Below are 17,548 nucleotides of genomic sequence, written 5' to 3'. Positions count from 1 at the left end.
CTTCCCGCAGTAGCATAGCCATGAGATTCGCTTTAGCGAAGCTGCTGGCGTCCCTTACTACTTACAGGGAAGTCATATAAAATTATTTAGCAGACGTTTCCGAAACCAACTCAATTTGATACAACTCAGACTTAGCATCTTTCGTACCAATTTCAGAATTCATGAATTTCACACGTTTGTTCACGGCAGTTACAGATTCACCAATTAAAGTTGGGAAAATGAACGCTTGATCGTGAACATATTTTTGCCATTGTTTGAAGAACTCCACATTCTTCGCCTCATCAAGCGCTTCAATCGAACCAATCTTACCAATAATCTCATTCCCCTCTGGACTTACAAAACGAGAGAAGTTAAATTTAGCTGTTTCACCAAATAAATTGGCTGGATTTGGATCATAACCAATTCCCCATCCACCAGCAAACATATCGATTTCCGGATCATCCGCTTGAATTTTTTCATAGAATAGACTTGGTTCCAATGTACGACCTGTATATAGTTTAATATCTAAGCCGACTTCTTTAAACCATAGTAAATATTGTTGGATTAACGCTTCATTTGCATCATCACGAGTACGAGCTGCAAAGTTGATGGATAATTTAGAACCATCTTTATTTTCACGTAATCCATCACCGTCTATATCTTTATAACCAGCTTCATCTAATAATTGTTTTGCTTTTTCTGGATTATAATCAAATCCATCTTGATTTGGATTATACACATCTTTAAAGGATGGAATAATAATGGAATTTGTTCCTCGTTGTAATCCATTAAAGATACTTTCACCAGAAGCATTATTGTCAATAGCATAAGCAATAGCTTGGCGTAATACTGGATCACTCATTTTAGCTTTTGGATCTGTAATATTTTTGCCTTGCTCTTTATCGAATTTACCTAAATGGAATGCTATATATTCATATTGAGAAGCAAATGAACTAATAAAGGAAACATTTGTTAAATCTTTATACGCTTCAAATTGCGAACTTGGCATTGAAGCAATATCGTAATTACCAGACTTCACTTGAGAAACAACTGTATCAGGAGAAATAACTTCCATCACTACTTTATCAACTTTTGAATGACCTTTATAGAAGTGCTCATTTGGTACTAATGTTACAGATTCACCTGGAACAATGGATTCAATTTTAAATGCACCTAGACCAACACCTTTTGTACCACGTACATATTCACTCTTCTCCCATTCAGTGATAGGAATTGATGAAAAGATATGTTTTGGTAATACATAGGATGGTAACGAACCACCTGCTAATTGCATTGATGGACGCATTTGTTTGAAGTGAATTTTCACTGAGTAATCATCTAATTTTTCTACCCCAGAAATTGAACTTGCTTCACCACTGTGGAATTTGTCCATCCCTTCAATGTTCTGATAATTACCATTGTATCGAACACCAGTGTAATCTTTATTTCCAATTGCTTCAATTGCAAAAATATAATCATCAATGGTTAAAGGTTGTCCATCTGAAAATTTATAATCTTTTGAGTTTAGTTTAACTGTTGCTGTTTTCCCTTCAATATCAAAGTCTACAGATGCTAATCCTGTATTTGTTAATCGACGATTATCATCAAATTCAAATAAAGTTGTATCAATTTGAGATGTAATTTGCGAATCAACTGAATCTGAAGCTAATTCATCCATAAACACTCCTTTAAAAGGAGCTGGTGAAACAATTGCATATTTTAATGTTCCACCTTTAATAGGTGTTCCTTCATGAGTTACCTCTGATGCAAATTTCATTTTTGGTTGTGGTTTTGCACTTGTAGTAGTAGCATCACTTGATTGCCCTTTCCCACCACAAGCTGCTAATGTTACAGCTACCGCTGCAGTTGATAAAAATAATAGACCTTTTTTCTTCATAAAATCCTCCAAGTATAAACTAATTTGAATGAACTCGATAAAAAATAAGAGACCATAGTGGTCTCTGTATACAAAAAGACCACGTAAGTTCTATTGTATTAGAATCTACGTGGTCGAGTTCATTCATAGTTATAGTTTGCCACATAGATACAATTTCACGTCAATGAAGGTTGTATCTATATGTACAAAATGTACGTTAAGAACAACCTGTATCTAGTGGCTATGCCAACGAGTATTTAATTGTAATTGTAAATTGAATACTTTATACATGTTCTTAACTCCTTTTCTTGTGATGAAGCCTATTATGCACCGATTTAATTCAAATGTCAACAACTTTTTTCTGAAAGACAACAAAAAATAGACTTACCGCAGTAGATTAGCCATGAGATTCGCTTTGCGAAGCTGCTGACGTCCCTTACTACTTACAGGGAAGTCATATTCCTATACAAACACTTATAAATGAATGCCCAAACAAATAGACTTCCCGCTGTAGCGCAAGTACTAGAAGCCATTCCTTTGCTTCTAGTACAGGAAAATTTGAGACCTTAGGCTCAAATTTTAGCCAAGAGACCCATAGGGGCTACTGGCGTCCTCCGCTACTTAAGGGAAGTCATATAAAAATAATATGTTTTTAATTATTTAGTAGCCGTTTCAGACACTAATTCTAATTGGTATAAAGCAGATTTAGAATCTTTATTACCAATTTCAGAGTTCATGAATTTCACACGTTTGTTCACGGCAGTTACAGAATCACCAATTAAAGTTGGGAAAATGAACGCTTGATCGTGAACATATTTTTGCCATTGTTTGAAGAATTCCACATTCTTAGCATCATCAAACGCTTCTGTAGAACTGATTTTAGCCATGATATCGTTACCCTCTTGGCTTACGAAACGAGCAAAGTTGAACTTAGCAGATTCACCGAATAAGTTAGATGGGTTTGGATCATAACCAGTTCCCCATCCACCAGCGAACATATCGATTTCTGGATCATCCGCTTGAACTTTTTCATAGAATACATTTGATTCAAGAGTACGGCCAGTGTAAAGTTTTACATCTAAACCAATTTCTTTCCACCATAATAGATATTGTTGGATTAATGATTCGTTTGCATCGTCACGAGTACGTGCTGCAAAGTTAATTGATAATTTAGAACCATCTTTGTTTTCACGTAATCCATCACCATCAGTATCTTTATATCCAGCTTCATCTAACATTTGTTTAGCTTTTTCTGGGTTATAATCAAATCCTTCTTGATTTGCATTATAAATATCTTTAAAGAATGGGATGATGATTGAGTTTGTTCCACGTTGTAAACCATGGTACATACTTTCACCAGCTGCATTAATATCTAATGCATACGCAAGTGCTTGACGTAAAACAGGATCTTTCATTTTAGCATTTGGATCTGTTACGTTTTTGCCTTGCTCTTTATCAAATTTACCTAAATGGAATGCAATATATTCATATTGAGAAGCAAATGAACTAATGAATGAAACATTTGTTAAATCTTTGTATGCTTCATATTGCGCACTTGGCATTGAAGCAATATCATAGTTACCAGCTTTCATTTGAGAAACAATTGTATCTGGAGAAACAACTTCCATTACAACTTTATCTAATTTAGCACGACCTTTGTAGTAGTGTTCGTTTGGAACTAATGTTACAGATTCACCTGGTGTGATTGATTCAATCTTAAATGGTCCTAGGCCTACACCTTTATTTCCACGTACATAGTCACTCTTTTCCCATTCTGCAACTGGAATAGTTGAGAAGATATGTTTAGGCATTACGTAGTAAGGTAAAGCTCCCCCTGCTAATTGCATTGAAGGACGCATTTGTTTGAAGTGAAGTTTCACTGAGTAGTCATCTAATTTTTCTACCCCTGAAATTGAGCTAGCTTCGCCACTATGGAATTTATCTATACCTTCGATATTTTGGTAGTTTGCGTTATAACGAACACCTGTGTAGTCTTTATGACCGATAGCTTCAATTGCGAAAATATAGTCATCGATTGTTAAAGGTTGTCCATCAGACCATTTATAGTCTTTTGAATTTAATTTAACTGTAGCAGTTTTACCTTCAACGTCAAATTCAATAGAACCCATACCTGTATTTGTTAATTTACGGTTTTCATCATATTCAAATAATGTCGTATCAATTTGAGAAGTAATGGTTGAATCTGATGAATCTGATGCTAATTCATCCATGAATAATCCTTTAAATGGAGCTGCAGATACCATCGCATATTTTAAAGTTCCACCTTTAATTGGTGTACCTTCGTGAGTTACTTCAGATGCATATTTAGTTTTTGGTTGTGGAGTTCCACCTGTTGTTGTAGAATCACTTGATTGTCCTTTTCCACCACAAGCTGCTAATGTTAAAGCTACAGCTGCAGTTGAGAAAAATAATAGTCCTTTTTTCTTCATATTTCCTCCTGACTGTCAGACTTATATCAGAATTGTCTGACAATTAAATTAACTTTCTATACTTTAACAGTTTCTTGTAAAAAAATCAATCATTTTGATTAAATTTTTTTCATTTTTTTGAAAGAAGCTTGTACTTTCTCTATTTAAATTTTATTACAGACGTGTATCTTTCAACTTTTTGCATCAAAAAGACTTTTCGTCCTAGCAGCTACGCTAAATTCGAAAAGTCCTTTTCTAGTTTTTATTATTTATCTAATGGAGTTAAAGCAATAAATGCTTCAATAGAATCTGCTACTTCTGCTAATGCTTTCTTCCAGAATTCTGGTGTACTTACATCTACTCCTAAAACTTTAGCAGTATCTTCTACACTTGATACAGTTGTTGCACGAAGTAATTCTTGATATTTTTCAACAAAGCCTTCTGGTTGTTCTTGATAGATTGCATATAATCCTTTAGAAAATAATCCACCAAATGCATATGGGAAGTTATAGAAACTTAATCCTGTGCTATAGTAATGAGGTTTACATGCCCACATATATGGATGTAAGTAAGATTGATCTAGTCCGTCACCGTACGCTTCTTTTTGTGCAGATAACATCATTTCTTCTAAATCTTTAGAGAACATAAATGATTGTTCACGATTTTCAAATACGGCTGATTCGAATAGGTAACGGGAATATATATCGACAATAATTTGAGTTGTATCTTGTAATTGAGATTCAATTAATGCGATTTTTTCTTCATCACTAGCTTCTTTAATCGCTGTATTCATGATGATGTTTTCATTAAATGTTGAAGCTGTTTCTGCAACTGGCATTGAATAATCTTGGTTTAATGGACGATGATTTTCAATGTGTAAACCGTGATATGCATGTCCTAATTCGTGCGCTAATGTTACAACGTCACTTAATGATCCTGTGAAGTTTGTTAACACACGTGATTGTTTAATCATTGGTAAGTTTGCACAGAATGCTCCCCCAACTTTTCCTTTGCGTGGGTAGAAATCAATATAATGTTTATCGAAAAATTCTTCTGTCATTTCTGCTAAATCAGCTGAGAATGTTTTAAAGTTTTCAATTAAGTAATCTTTGGATTCTTCCACTGTAAATGTACGACTGCTGTTTCCAACAGGTGCAAATAAATCATAGAATGGTAATCCATTTTTATGACCTAATAAAGCTGCTTTATGACGTAAATATTTTCTAAAGTTTGGTAAATATTCACGGATTGCTTCTAATAGTGCATCTAAAGTTTCACGACTCATACGAGAAGCTTCTAAAGTATGCGCTAATGGAGATTCAAATCCACGTAATTGTGAAGTCGTTAATACTTCTTTTTTAATATGGTTTAATGAGAACGCAATTGGTTCTTTAATCGCATCATACATTTTCAACTCAGCTTCATACGCTGACTTACGTACTTCTGCATCACTATCATATGCTTTCCCACGAATTTCACTTAAAGTCACTACTTCGCCTTTATATTCTCCTTGAGCACTTGACCACATGAAGTCAAATAATTGAGACCAAGCTTTTCCGCCACTAATAGACATTTTTGCTAAAACTTCTTCTAACTCATCACTTAATAAGTGAGTTGCATCTTTTTTAGCTTCTTCAAAATAATAACGATATTCCGCTAAGAAAGGATCTGTTGTAATATCTGTTTGAATTGTTCCTAAAAATTTTGAAACTTTTGCATAAGTCGCTTGTAAATCAGCTGAAACTCCTGCTAATTGTACTTCTACTTGTGTTGCTGTTTCATGCGTTGTATCTGTTGCTAATGTTAAATGAATATAATTATATAAACGACCTGTTAAAACTGTTGATTCTTCTAATAATTTTACAACTTGTGTAATTCCTTCAATCGAATCTTCCAGTGTTAAACTTTCAAATTTTCCTTTTAAAGCTTTATAAGCTTCTACATCTTGTTTAAATTCTTGACTTTCAAATGATGGGTATAAATCTTCTAATGTCCATTCATACATCTTTCATTCCTCCTCTTTTCTCCGTATCTTTTATTATACTGCAATAATTTTTCTTTTTCTATGGATAGAATTAATTTTTCAATGATTGTACTGGAGCTGGAATACGTCCTCCACGGTTGACGAATAAGTCACAATTACCTTCTTTAACAGGCATAATTGGAGCATATCCTAATAGTCCACCAAACTCTACAGAATCTCCTACTTTTCCACCAGGAACAGGAATAATACGTACCGCAGTTGTTTTTGTATTAATCATTCCAATAGCAGCCTCATCTGCGATAATTCCTGAAATCGTAGTTGCCGAAGTATCTCCAGGCACAGCAATCATATCTAACCCTACTGAACATACCGCTGTCATTGCTTCTAATTTATCCAATGTTAAAACGCCATTAGCAGCAGCTTCAATCATTCCTTCATCTTCAGAAACTGGGATGAAAGCCCCACTTAATCCACCAACTGCAGAACTAGCCATCATACCACCTTTTTTCACAGCATCATTTAATAATGCTAAGGCAGCTGTTGTTCCATGGGTTCCAGTTACGGATAAGCCCATTTCTTCTAAAATACGAGCGACTGAATCCCCGACTGCAGGAGTTGGTGCAAGAGATAAGTCTAAAATTCCAAATGGAATTCCTAACATTTGACTGGCTTTTTGACCAATCAATTCACCAACACGAGTAATTTTGAAGGCTGTTTTCTTAACAATTTCAGCAATTTCTGTTAATGTTTCAGCTTCATGGTTTTCAAGGGCTGCTTTTACAACCCCAGGACCAGAAACTCCGACATTAATCACGGCATCTGCTTCTCCACTACCATGGAAAGCTCCCGCCATAAATGGATTATCTTCTACTGCATTACAGAAAATCACAACTTTAGCACAACCAAATCCTTCTGGAGTAGTTTCAGCTGTTTCTTTAATAATTTCTCCAACTAATTTTACTGCATCCATATTAATTCCAGCTTTTGTAGAACCAATATTGACAGAGCTACATACAATGTCGGTTACTTTCATTGCTTCAGGAATGGAACGAATTAACACTTCATCTGAAGGACTCATTCCTTTTTGAACTAAGGCAGAAAATCCACCAATAAAAGATACGCCAATCGCTTTAGCTGCTCGATCCAATGTCTGAGCAATAGACACATAGCTATCTGCTTTAGTAGCTGCTGCAATTTGCGCAATCGGTGTTACGGAAATTCGTTGGTTTACAATTGGTACACCATATTGAAGAGATAATTCGTGAGCTGTTTTCACTAAATCTTTTCCGATACGAGTAATTTTATTGTAAATATTTTGATTTAACACATCGATATCCGGATGAATACAATCATGTAAATCAATTCCGATAGTAATCGTACGAACATCGAAGTTTTGTTCTTTGACCATCGAAATGGTTTCTAAAATTTCACTATGTTGAACCATTCCTTCACCTAACCAATCCGATGCATCGCTTCAAAAATTTCATGATTTTGAATTCGAATATCTAGTGCTAAATTTTTTCCTTGTTCGTGAATATAAGGAGCCAATTCTACAAATGGCATTTTACTTGCTGATACATCTACTAAAATCAACATTGTAAAATATTTATCCATAATTTCTTGAGAGATGTTTACAATATTAATATTTTGTTCTGCTAATAATTTTGATACTTCATAAACAATACCGACACGATCTTTGCCGACAACTGTTACGACTGCTTTCATTTTCTCACTCCTTTAATAAAGTTGCTTCTATTGTATCGAATTTTCAAAAAAAATCCTAGTCAAAACTTGAAATTCCTTTTCTTCTTTTTATTTCCTCCCTCCCCTTTTTAGTGTATACTACAAGAGAAGATTGAAAAAGGAGACGCTTATGAAATACGAAGAATGGTTACAATTATTTCCAAATTCTAAAATGGTGCATCACATTCCACAAGATACGAAGGATTATATAATTCCTTTAGAAGAAAATACTTATTTACAAATTCCTTATGAAGAATTATCCAGTCGTGAATTAGCTTTATTAGAAACCTTAACAAAATCTCCTGCAAAAGTGGCAACTCACCTTTCACCTTGGCAACAGTATTTAGAACAGGGGGGGCAATGTCCTGTTGAGTTGGAGAATATTCAATTGATTCATGTTTGTTTAATTCAAAAAAATAAGGATTTTAATGAGCAAGAATGGTTGGAGATGATGCAAGAGATTTTTGGAGATGTAATCACGAGCTTTTCATGTTTTCCAAAGCATTATACAATTGTGAGAAAAGCTGATGTTGAAACGATTTCGACTCAGGATTTACAAGCAATTCACGCCACAGTTGAGGAAGATTTTGCGATTTCAATGAAGATTTTCATTGGAAATGTTTGGAAAATGTCAGGAGATATTCCAGGGATTTATCAAGCAGAGAAAGCTTTATTTGTGACGTATTTGCACGAGTCAAATAAGCAGACTTGTTTGGCTTTTGCGCCGATGGTCTTATGGGGATTCACTCAGAAAAAATTGGATATTTCTCCAATTCCTGAAACGCTGTATACACAAATGAGTCAGGATGAGTTTCCGGATTTGATTGAGGCGTTGTGGCAAGAGCGTGGGACTTTGACGAAGGCTGCGACTCGTTTGTTTATTCATCGTAATACGTTGCAATATCGGATTGATCGGTTTGGGCAACTCACGGGATTGTCGCTGAAGAATATGGACGATCTGACTCTCTGCCATTTTCTTTTGATGCAACAGGAATACTAAAATAAATTAATCCTCCACCATTCCTTTGATAGTGAGGTCGCAAGCAGCCACCTTTGGTGTCTCATTGCTAAAAATCAAGCCTTGGTCTTGATTTTTTCCTGTAATATTAGCCTTTCATAGCTAATATTACTTTCACTATAAAGAAATGGTGTAGGATTCTTTGTATCCGTATTGTATCGGGGCGGTTTTATTAAGGGAATTACGTACATAGTGAGGATGCCAGTAGCTTCGCTATGCGAATCTCATGGCTAAACTTCGAGCCTTGGTCTCGAAGTTTCCTTTGTACTAAGAAATAGGGATTTCATTTTATTTTTTGACGTTTTCTTATTGTATCGGGCGTTTTTATTGAGGGGGAAACGTACATAATGACGTTGCAAGCAGCAGCCGTTGATATCTTATTGATTTCACTATCAAGAAATGTTAGGGATTTTTCCACAAAAAAAGACGACTGGAGTCGTCTTTTCATCTCTTATTAACAATTATTGCGCTATACCGTTTGCGTTTACATAGTATCCATCAGGAGTTGTTGTGTTTCTTAAGATTGCTCCTGATTTACTTGCGTAGAACCAATAGCCATTTGATTCAAACCATTCGTTTGCTGACATCTCTCCAGATGCATTGAAATGATAAACTTCATCTTGATATGTAATAAATACATTCGTAAGAATTGTACCTTTTCCAGATGCAACATACCATTTGTTCCCTACTTGGAACCATTCATCAACTTTTACTGAACCAGATTTATCTGCAAAATACCAACCTTCTTCTTGTTGGAACCATTGATTTTCTTTCATCGCACCTGATTCATCAAAGTAATACCAAGTTTTGTTTAACTGAATGAATCCTTTTTGCATAAAGGCAATACCTTTAGATTCACCTTCTAAATCCTTTAAGTAATACCAAGTTCCGTTATCATTCACCCATCCTGTTTGAACTTCACCTGATTGATTTAAATAAGTCCATAATTTTGTTGTTTTTTTATCATCAGTATTCACATTAATTAGTTGCCATCCTGATAATTTCTTACCATTTTCAACATAATATACTTTATCGTTTTGGCGTATAAATCCTGTAGTATTTTGTTCTGCTGCTTGTACATTTGAACTTGTTGCTAAAAATCCAGCACCTAAAACTGCTAAACTAGCTAACATTAATTTGTGTTTTTTCATAAAAAACTCCCCTTTGTCATTACTATAGATATTTCGAGAAATATTCCTTATCCAATTTAACACTTCATTCTCTGGAAAGTCAAATTATACAGGTAGTATTTTATAAACTTCCTACAAAAACAACAATAGCCTCGCTTTCGCGAGGCTATCTACTACATTTTATCAATCATTACACAAGGGCAGGAGTTTTCTCCACTTTTTCTTTTTTCTCTTTCCCTTTAATGGTAATTTTCCCTTTTGTAGCACCAATAGTGACTTGTTGTCCGAAGCGAATTTCTCCGCTTAACAATGCTTCACTTAATGGATCTTCAATTTTCTTTTGAATCGCACGGCGAATTGGTCTTGCTCCGTATTCTGGATCAAAGCCCTCTTCTGCTAATACATCTAATACTGCAGAAGTAATTTTCACTGTGATATTCAATTCTTGTAGTCTTGAAGTAATTTCTTTTGCCATTATACCAACGATTTGTCTTAATTCTTCTTTTTGAAGTTTATGGAAGACAATAGTTTCATCAATACGGTTTAATAATTCCGGTCTAAATGAATTTTTCAATTCTTCACGAATTCGTTTTTCCATTGCATCATGGTTTTGTTGAACTGTTTTAGCTCCGAATCCTACAGATTTTTCTTCACGAAGAGCGACAGCACCCAGATTTGATGTCATAATGATAACTGTATTTCTGAAGTCCACTTTTCTTCCTTTTGAATCGGTTAAGTGTCCATCATCTAATACTTGTAATAAAATATTGAACACATCTGGATGAGCTTTTTCAATTTCATCTAATAAAATCACAGCATAAGGACGTTGACGGATTTTTTCTGTTAATTGACCACCTTCATCAAATCCAACATATCCTGGAGGTGAGCCCACTAAACGGCTAACAGAATGTTTTTCCATATATTCAGACATATCAATTCTGACAAGTGCATCTTGTTCTCCAAACATTGCTTCTGCTAAAGTTTTCGCTAATTCTGTTTTCCCTACACCAGTAGGTCCTAAGAATAAGAATGAACCAATTGGACGTCGTGGATCTTTTAATCCACTTCTTGCACGACGAATCGAACGAGCAACAGCACTTACGGCTTCTGACTGTCCAATGACACGTTTGTGTAATACAGATTCTAAGTTGATTAAACGTTCGCTTTCTTTTTTCTCCATTTGTTGAAGAGGAATTCCTGTCCATTGAGAAACAACTTCTGCAATATCCCCTTCTCCAATGGAAGCAATATAGTCTGTTTTGGGTGAAGCTTCTAATTTTTCGATTAATTTTTCAAGTTTATCTCTTTTCGCTAATTCTTTTTTACGGAATTTAGCAGCTTCATCGAAGTTTTGATGTTGAATGGCTTGGTTTTTCAATTGTTCAAAATGTAAAATTTCTTCTTCTAATAAGACGATTGGAGAAACTTTTGTTGTCACATCTAAGCGAGCTTTTGCCGCTGTTTCATCCATTAAGTCAATTGCTTTATCTGGAAGACGTCTTGAAGTGATATAACGAACTGATAATTGTACCGCTGCTTGAATTGCTTCATCTGTAATTTCTACATGGTGGTGAGCTTCATAATGTTTTCTCAATCCTTTTAGAATTTGAATACTATCTTCAGCTGTTGGTTCTTCTACATGAATCGAAGCAAAACGACGTTCTAAGGCAGCATCTTTTTCAATGTATTTTTGGTACTCATCTAAAGTTGTTGCCCCAATCACTTGTAATTCACCACGAGCTAAGGCAGGTTTTAAAATATTCGAAGCATCAATCGCTCCTTCTGCTCCACCTGCACCAATGAGTGTATGTAATTCATCGATAAATAAAATCACATCTTGTTGCGTATAAATTTCTTCGATGATTTTCTTCATTCGTTCTTCAAATTCACCACGATATTTTGTTCCTGCTACTAAAGCACCCATGTCTAACATCATTAAACGTTTGCTGGCAATTTCTTCAGGAACTTCACCGTTAACCATTCGTTGTGCTAATCCTTCTACAATAGCCGTTTTACCAACACCAGGCTCTCCAACTAATACAGGATTATTTTTTGTACGACGGCTAATTACTTGAATCATACGGCGAACTTCTTCATTTCTTCCAATTACTGGGTCTAACTTCCCTTGTCTTGCTAGAGCTGTTAAATCTCTTGATAAGCTATCTAATGTCGGTGTTTTATCTTTTGCATTGCTACCAGATACTTGACCTTTTGTAGAACGGGCTTTTGAAGGTTGAATTCCAATTTTTTCATAAATCGTCTTCATTAATTCTTCTAATTCAATACGATTATCACGCATAATTTTTGTAGCTAATACTTCTTCTTGAAGTAAGCCTAATAATAAATGCTCTGTTCCTACTTGAGGAATTTTCAGACGTTTTGCTTCTTCTGTCGCTGCAACGACTACTTTTTTAGCTCTAGGTGAATAAGGCATTAAATATGGATCGATTTCTTTACGATTACTTCCATATCCTGTTAATGCTTCAATTTCTTGACGAACAATCTCTGCTGTTAATCCTCTTTCTCTTAATAGGATTCCGGCAATTCCTTCTTGTTCAATGACTAGACCTAATAATAGATGCTCCGTACCCACTGCTTGATGTCTAAAAGAAATTGCTTCCTGGGCAGCTAATACCATTGCACTACGTGCTTTTTCTGTAAACATATCACTCATTCACGTCACCCCTACTTATACTTTAAACCGGTTAATATATTTTTCATCATATTACTACGAAGTTGATTACTACATTGCTCTGCTTCTATTAAAGATTCCTTCGACATTGCAATCGATAATAACTGTGCTTCTCTTTTTGAGAGGAGCTCATTATCATATAGATTTTGTAAAATATGATTAGCTTGTTTGATGGATAATTCTTCTGGAACTACTTCTAATAAGGCATCAATAATATCCATATCATCGACTAAATTCACTTTCATAATACGGATATATCCTCCACCACCACGCTTACTTTCAACAACATACCCTTGTTGAACCGTAAAACGTGTATTAATCACATAATTAATTTGCGATGGAACACAATTAAAGCGATCTGCAATTTCACTACGACGAATCTCAACTTTTTCTTGTGCTAATAAGACGTTTTTTAAATATTCTTCAATAATATCCGACATATTTGACGGTTGCATACGAACTCTCCTCTCTTTTGACTTTCTTTGACTTTAATTATACAAAATAAATTTCTCTTTGCCAATAAAAAGTACTCCATCTGTAAAAATTTATTACAAATTATTCAAAAAATCCTGCCAGTGATTTCTCACCAACAGGATTGTACTATTTTATACATTCAAACATCATCGATTACTTCGAATCAGGAAGTAAACATCCCGCTTCAATTAACCCTTCAATGACTGCAGAGATATTTAATGGGCGTATATTCTTTCCCTGTAAAAATTTTTTCAACTCATTGTACGTAATCATTTCATGATTACTAATATATTCCAATGCCATCGAAAGAGCAGATTGTAACTCTTCTAATTCACTTTCTACAGAGGAGGATTTTTTAGCACCTTCATGAAAATCTCTCCTTTCACGAAGTTCTTCAGATAAGTTGAAACCGTCAAAGTCATCTAAATCATCGAGATCATCAAAATCATAATACGGATCATCAGAAGTAATCAAATGAAACAGCTCTTCATGAGAATACATATCAATCACAGATGTTTCTGTACTAATTGCAAACGGAATTTTAAAAATTTCCATCACTGGATCTAAGCACTCCTTCAAGAATGGAGCAAAAACTCCTCTTGTCACCCATCTTTCCGGAGTCATTGATACATCATTATAAAATTCTAACAATGTGTTTTGAATAAATTCGGGATCTAATTGATACATTGGTTCAATAAGTGCTATTTCCATATCCGTTGTAATGATCAGAATATAGTGAGGGCCGTTTTTTTCATCATCCCCATAAAAATGAGTAGGAGAAAACATTAAACGAATTTCAAATGTGTCTGGGATTGCAACTTGAATTTCTTTTTTCGCACGATAAAGAGATAATTCCGGCACATACAATTTCGGCTTTTCTCCTTTATAGCCAATAAATTCTTCATATGTTAATTCTTCCTCAAAGTATAGAAGATCTCCTTGTTCATAGAAGCTTTCTTGTTTCTTAGGATTGTATGTAATCTTCGGTAAAGTATTTTTTTCAATTGGTTTCGTAGTGGAAGCAAGTAATGCAAGATTTCCTTCTTGTGTTAACCAATCTAATACTTTTTTACAAAAATTCACTTCCGACACTTTTAAATCTCTAGATAATAATTTGGAATCATTTAAACTAAAAATTAATGGATATAATTTCTTTCTTTTACGAGTAATTCCTGACTCTCTTAATGTCGCTTTTTGACTAGTTGGAATAAACTCTAATGGGACAAAGACAATTTGAATTCCTTTACGTAACCCTTCAATTTCATCTAAATCTTCTTCCGTTTCCGCTATTTTGACAATAGCATCTTCTGCCATAATTCTATGTTGATATTCACGAACAGTTTTATGGAAAAATGCTGCAAATTGCCCTTCCTTATTATGCATTAATTGTACAATAAATTGAACTTTTCCAGCTTTATTACAAACTGCTGCTACCATAAAATCATTTTCAAATTCTGTTAAAGATTCTTGAACTTGATATAATCCACTATAAATCTCTTTCATTTCACCACTCCTATTTTGTATTCATTTTCATTGTACTATTCTTTCACCAAAAAGACTATAGATTCCTTATAAATTCAAATTATTGAAAAAATGTCTTCGTTACTACTAAAACAAAAAAGTGCATCAGACGAATCCGATACACTTCTTTCTTCTATTTAATGACAATACTTCTAACTTCCCCATGAGGAGTAACTTGCATTTCTACTTGTTGTTCTTTTTGTAAGAACGGTAAACGATTTTGAATCGTAGCTGGCGCACGATAGACTTTGTCATCCACTAATAAATAGTAAATCGTATTTCCATTAATAACGACACCTTGAATATCTTGAACTTTACCCGTCACACTTGTTAGATGATCATCACTTTCTGTTCCTGTTTGTTCCGTTGGTGCAGATTGTTCATATTTTTGAATTAAACGTCCCACGCTTGTTTCTACATAGACATTTTGATAATTTTCCACATCAATTAAGGCATATTTTTTAATCAACCCTGAACCATCTTTTAAGGATAGAATATACATTGGTTTCCCATTGAGGCTAATCAGTAATGGGAAGGTTGCTTTATAACCCGTTTCTTGTACACTACCTTCTGCCGAACTCATTGCTGAGAACTCTTCTGCTGCTGATACTGGATACATTTTAGCTTCTTTTGTACGAGTATTGACTAACACGAATCCAATATTTGAATTATCTGAAGCTACTGAAGTGATTCCTGTATAAAGGTAAATATCATCATTCATTGGTAAGTAATTATAACCTTTTGTAGGAACCGTCACTCCTTTTTTAGAGAAAATTGTATTCCAGAATCCTAATTTATATTTACCATTCATTTCCAACTGATGTAAAATCAATTCCGCACTATACACACGATCTACCCATTTAGGAATTTCTTGTAAATTATAATACTTACTTTCACCTGTTAAAGCATTCACCGTAATTAAACCATTCACTTCAGGTTCTCTTAAGAAAAAGTTACGGCTATAAGTTGAAGCGATATAATACGGAGTTCCTTCATCATCCACTTCAAAACTCGGACTACCAAATAACGTAAACGGATGATTAAAACGTAAATGACGATGAATATTACGGTTAAAGTACTCTGCTTCACTATAACGAATTGGTTGTTCTGGTTTCTTCACTTCTACATCGCCCGTAACCATATCTACTTGCATATAATTCGGAATTCCATCTTGATGATTGGAGAACCATTTCCAAAATCCTGCATATTTTAATGGAGAAACACGATACGGATGATTTTGAATATTAATTTGCGTATAATCTTCCGCCACTTCAAATTGAGAAACTAGGTCTGTTAAAGCTCCAATTCGACGATTTCCTAATCTTGAAGCTGTATCACGATCAATTAATGGAATTTGTGTCACATCAGTTTTAGGAAAATCTGTCGCAAAGTCTGCATTTTGAACTTGAATCATTTTAGAATATGATTCTGCAAAAAATAATGGAGATAAAATAAAGTAACTTGCCGCAGCAATAACGACTAAAACTCCAACGATAGAAAGTACAATTTTAGAAACGAGATGACTTTTAGACTGATTCACTTGTTCCCATGAAAACTTACTCGTACTCGTTTTAAAAGCAATACTAGCTCCTGTCACCCATTCAATGGCTCCAACTAATACTAAAATAAGAGCTAAAAACACCCAAAAAGCAGGTGAAGCATAGTGAATTGGTGGAAGATTTTTATAATAGTACAGCGCAATAATAATTACTGCAATGATATATAAAATTGTCTTTGAAAAATTCAATCGAAGGCTCTTACCTTGTTGATTTCTTGCACTTCGATTGGCACTATTGGTTACATCTTTCATTTAAATTCCTCCTTTTATTGTCTTCATTATACGGTTCTACTATAGTACTGTCCATACAACTTTGGGATGATTTTGTTGACTAATGTGAATTCAGGTGAAAATCTATTAAATAGCGATTCACGCATAAAAAACCGCCTTCCAAAATGATATTTGGAAAGCGGTATTCTCTCTATGAAGCTTTGACATTAGTGTACTCTTTTGCGACCTTATTAGTTACATTAGTAGCACTCATTGTCAAAATAATAGAATTAGTGACAAAAAAATAACACCGCTCATGACTTTGACTAGTTGAGTGGTGTTATAAACACTATAAAAATTAGCCACCGTCTTTTCAACGGTCTACATCAGAGTCGAGTTCCCGCTCGGCTCTTTTTATATCTTTATTATACCAAAACTTCGAAAAATTTCAAACAATGTGATTTTTTGAACAGTTCGCTGTTATTTCCATTTCGTTTATGGTACACTCTCTGCGTAGAAAGTTTTAAAGCGGTGGCAATCTCTATAAAGGTAGGTGGTGCTTATGAGCATCTGTTTAAAATCTATCGAAAGGAGGTTGTACTTTGTCAGTCTATGAAGCGTTGACATTGGTGTGTTCTTTTGCGACTTTACTAGTTGCATTAGTAGCACTCATTGTCAAACTAATAGAAATGAAGACAAAAAAATAACACCGCGCAAAACTTGGGTAGAGTTTGCGGTGTTATTATAACACTATAATATCTGCCACCGTCTTTTTAACGGTCTACATCAGAGTCGAGTTCCCGCTCGGCTCTTTTTTGTATCTTTATTATATCAGAATTTCTGAGTTTTTCAAACAATGTGATTTCTTACACATCTAACTTGTCAAACACAAGTGATAATGTCTCAATTAAACACAAGTAAAAATGTCCCAAAT

At 34.6% G+C, this 17,548-nt stretch carries 13 protein-coding genes; 3 read left to right on the top strand and 10 right to left on the bottom strand.

Features of this window, described 5'->3' with window-relative positions; translation table 11 throughout:
* Positions 1–82 precede the first annotated feature (82 nt).
* From RWM24_RS07735 to RWM24_RS07715, 5 genes are all read right to left on the bottom strand, one after another.
* On the bottom strand, positions 83–1,876 hold the full coding sequence (locus RWM24_RS07735) for an oligopeptide ABC transporter substrate-binding protein (protein ID WP_314113127.1): 1,794 nt from the start codon (positions 1,874–1,876) through the stop codon (positions 83–85).
* Between the two features lie 635 nt (positions 1,877–2,511).
* Positions 2,512–4,305: an oligopeptide ABC transporter substrate-binding protein gene (locus RWM24_RS07730; RefSeq protein ID WP_314113126.1), complete on the bottom strand. Its 1,794-nt coding sequence runs from the start codon at positions 4,303–4,305 to the stop codon at positions 2,512–2,514.
* Positions 4,306–4,549: 244 nt separating this feature from the next.
* A complete protein-coding gene (locus tag RWM24_RS07725) occupies positions 4,550–6,289 on the bottom strand; it encodes a M3 family oligoendopeptidase (protein ID WP_314113124.1) in 1,740 nt (579 codons plus the stop codon).
* 70 nt (positions 6,290–6,359) lie between these two features.
* Positions 6,360–7,712, bottom strand: coding sequence for a PFL family protein (locus RWM24_RS07720; RefSeq protein WP_314113123.1), 1,353 nt, complete (start codon positions 7,710–7,712; stop codon positions 6,360–6,362).
* A gap of 8 nt (positions 7,713–7,720) precedes the next feature.
* Entirely contained in the window at positions 7,721–7,993 is a 273-nt protein-coding gene (locus RWM24_RS07715; protein WP_314113121.1) for an ACT domain-containing protein, read from the bottom strand.
* Between the two features lie 148 nt (positions 7,994–8,141).
* On the opposite strand from RWM24_RS07715, the gene RWM24_RS07710 reads away from it, so the two are divergent.
* The gene (locus RWM24_RS07710; protein ID WP_314113120.1) at positions 8,142–9,011 is read left to right on the top strand and encodes a helix-turn-helix domain-containing protein; all 870 of its coding nucleotides are present in this window, start codon (positions 8,142–8,144) and stop codon (positions 9,009–9,011) included.
* 479 nt (positions 9,012–9,490) lie between these two features.
* On the opposite strand, the gene RWM24_RS07705 is transcribed toward RWM24_RS07710, so the two are convergent.
* The 5 genes from RWM24_RS07705 to RWM24_RS07685 form a co-directional block, all read right to left on the bottom strand.
* Positions 9,491–10,180: a hypothetical protein gene (locus RWM24_RS07705; protein ID WP_314113118.1), complete on the bottom strand. Its 690-nt coding sequence runs from the start codon at positions 10,178–10,180 to the stop codon at positions 9,491–9,493.
* 169 nt (positions 10,181–10,349) lie between these two features.
* Positions 10,350–12,833, bottom strand: coding sequence for an ATP-dependent Clp protease ATP-binding subunit (locus tag RWM24_RS07700; RefSeq protein WP_314113117.1), 2,484 nt, complete (start codon positions 12,831–12,833; stop codon positions 10,350–10,352).
* Between the two features lie 11 nt (positions 12,834–12,844).
* Positions 12,845–13,306, bottom strand: coding sequence for a CtsR family transcriptional regulator (locus RWM24_RS07695; protein WP_314113116.1), 462 nt, complete (start codon positions 13,304–13,306; stop codon positions 12,845–12,847).
* Between the two features lie 172 nt (positions 13,307–13,478).
* Positions 13,479–14,828 (bottom strand): hypothetical protein, encoded by a 1,350-nt coding sequence (locus tag RWM24_RS07690; RefSeq protein ID WP_314113114.1) that lies wholly within the window; start codon positions 14,826–14,828, stop codon positions 13,479–13,481.
* Positions 14,829–14,979: 151 nt separating this feature from the next.
* On the bottom strand, positions 14,980–16,656 hold the full coding sequence (locus RWM24_RS07685) for a hypothetical protein (RefSeq protein ID WP_314113113.1): 1,677 nt from the start codon (positions 16,654–16,656) through the stop codon (positions 14,980–14,982).
* A 143-nt stretch (positions 16,657–16,799) separates the two neighbouring features.
* Here RWM24_RS07685 and RWM24_RS08370 point away from each other — a divergent pair, with 143 nt between their 5' ends.
* Both RWM24_RS08370 and RWM24_RS07680 read left to right on the top strand, forming a co-directional pair.
* Positions 16,800–16,922 (top strand): putative holin-like toxin, encoded by a 123-nt coding sequence (locus tag RWM24_RS08370; protein ID WP_399539548.1) that lies wholly within the window; start codon positions 16,800–16,802, stop codon positions 16,920–16,922.
* A 294-nt stretch (positions 16,923–17,216) separates the two neighbouring features.
* Positions 17,217–17,321: a putative holin-like toxin gene (locus RWM24_RS07680; RefSeq protein ID WP_314113111.1), complete on the top strand. Its 105-nt coding sequence runs from the start codon at positions 17,217–17,219 to the stop codon at positions 17,319–17,321.
* Positions 17,322–17,548: the final 227 nt, after the last annotated feature.

The organism is uncultured Granulicatella sp. (genome assembly GCF_963516875.1).
Taxonomy (GTDB): domain Bacteria; phylum Bacillota; class Bacilli; order Lactobacillales; family Aerococcaceae; genus Granulicatella.
This window is presented reverse-complemented; position numbering and strand designations above follow the sequence as displayed.

Bases quoted from the DNA above. Each gene is read 5' to 3' on its own strand.
- RWM24_RS07725 (WP_314113124.1), bottom strand. From the start codon at position 6,289: ATGTATGAATGGACATTAGAAGATTTATACCCATCATTTGAAAGTCAA.
- RWM24_RS07715 (WP_314113121.1), bottom strand. From the start codon at position 7,993: ATGAAAGCAGTCGTAACAGTTGTCGGCAAAGATCGTGTCGGTATTGTT.
- RWM24_RS07705 (WP_314113118.1), bottom strand. From the start codon at position 10,180: ATGAAAAAACACAAATTAATGTTAGCTAGTTTAGCAGTTTTAGGTGCT.
- RWM24_RS08370 (WP_399539548.1), top strand. From the start codon at position 16,800: ATGATATTTGGAAAGCGGTATTCTCTCTATGAAGCTTTGACATTAGTG.
- RWM24_RS07695 (WP_314113116.1), bottom strand. From the start codon at position 13,306: ATGCAACCGTCAAATATGTCGGATATTATTGAAGAATATTTAAAAAAC.
- RWM24_RS07710 (WP_314113120.1), top strand. From the start codon at position 8,142: ATGAAATACGAAGAATGGTTACAATTATTTCCAAATTCTAAAATGGTG.
- RWM24_RS07720 (WP_314113123.1), bottom strand. From the start codon at position 7,712: ATGGTTCAACATAGTGAAATTTTAGAAACCATTTCGATGGTCAAAGAA.
- RWM24_RS07735 (WP_314113127.1), bottom strand. From the start codon at position 1,876: ATGAAGAAAAAAGGTCTATTATTTTTATCAACTGCAGCGGTAGCTGTA.
- RWM24_RS07690 (WP_314113114.1), bottom strand. From the start codon at position 14,828: ATGAAAGAGATTTATAGTGGATTATATCAAGTTCAAGAATCTTTAACA.
- RWM24_RS07685 (WP_314113113.1), bottom strand. From the start codon at position 16,656: ATGAAAGATGTAACCAATAGTGCCAATCGAAGTGCAAGAAATCAACAA.
- RWM24_RS07730 (WP_314113126.1), bottom strand. From the start codon at position 4,305: ATGAAGAAAAAAGGACTATTATTTTTCTCAACTGCAGCTGTAGCTTTA.
- RWM24_RS07700 (WP_314113117.1), bottom strand. From the start codon at position 12,833: ATGAGTGATATGTTTACAGAAAAAGCACGTAGTGCAATGGTATTAGCT.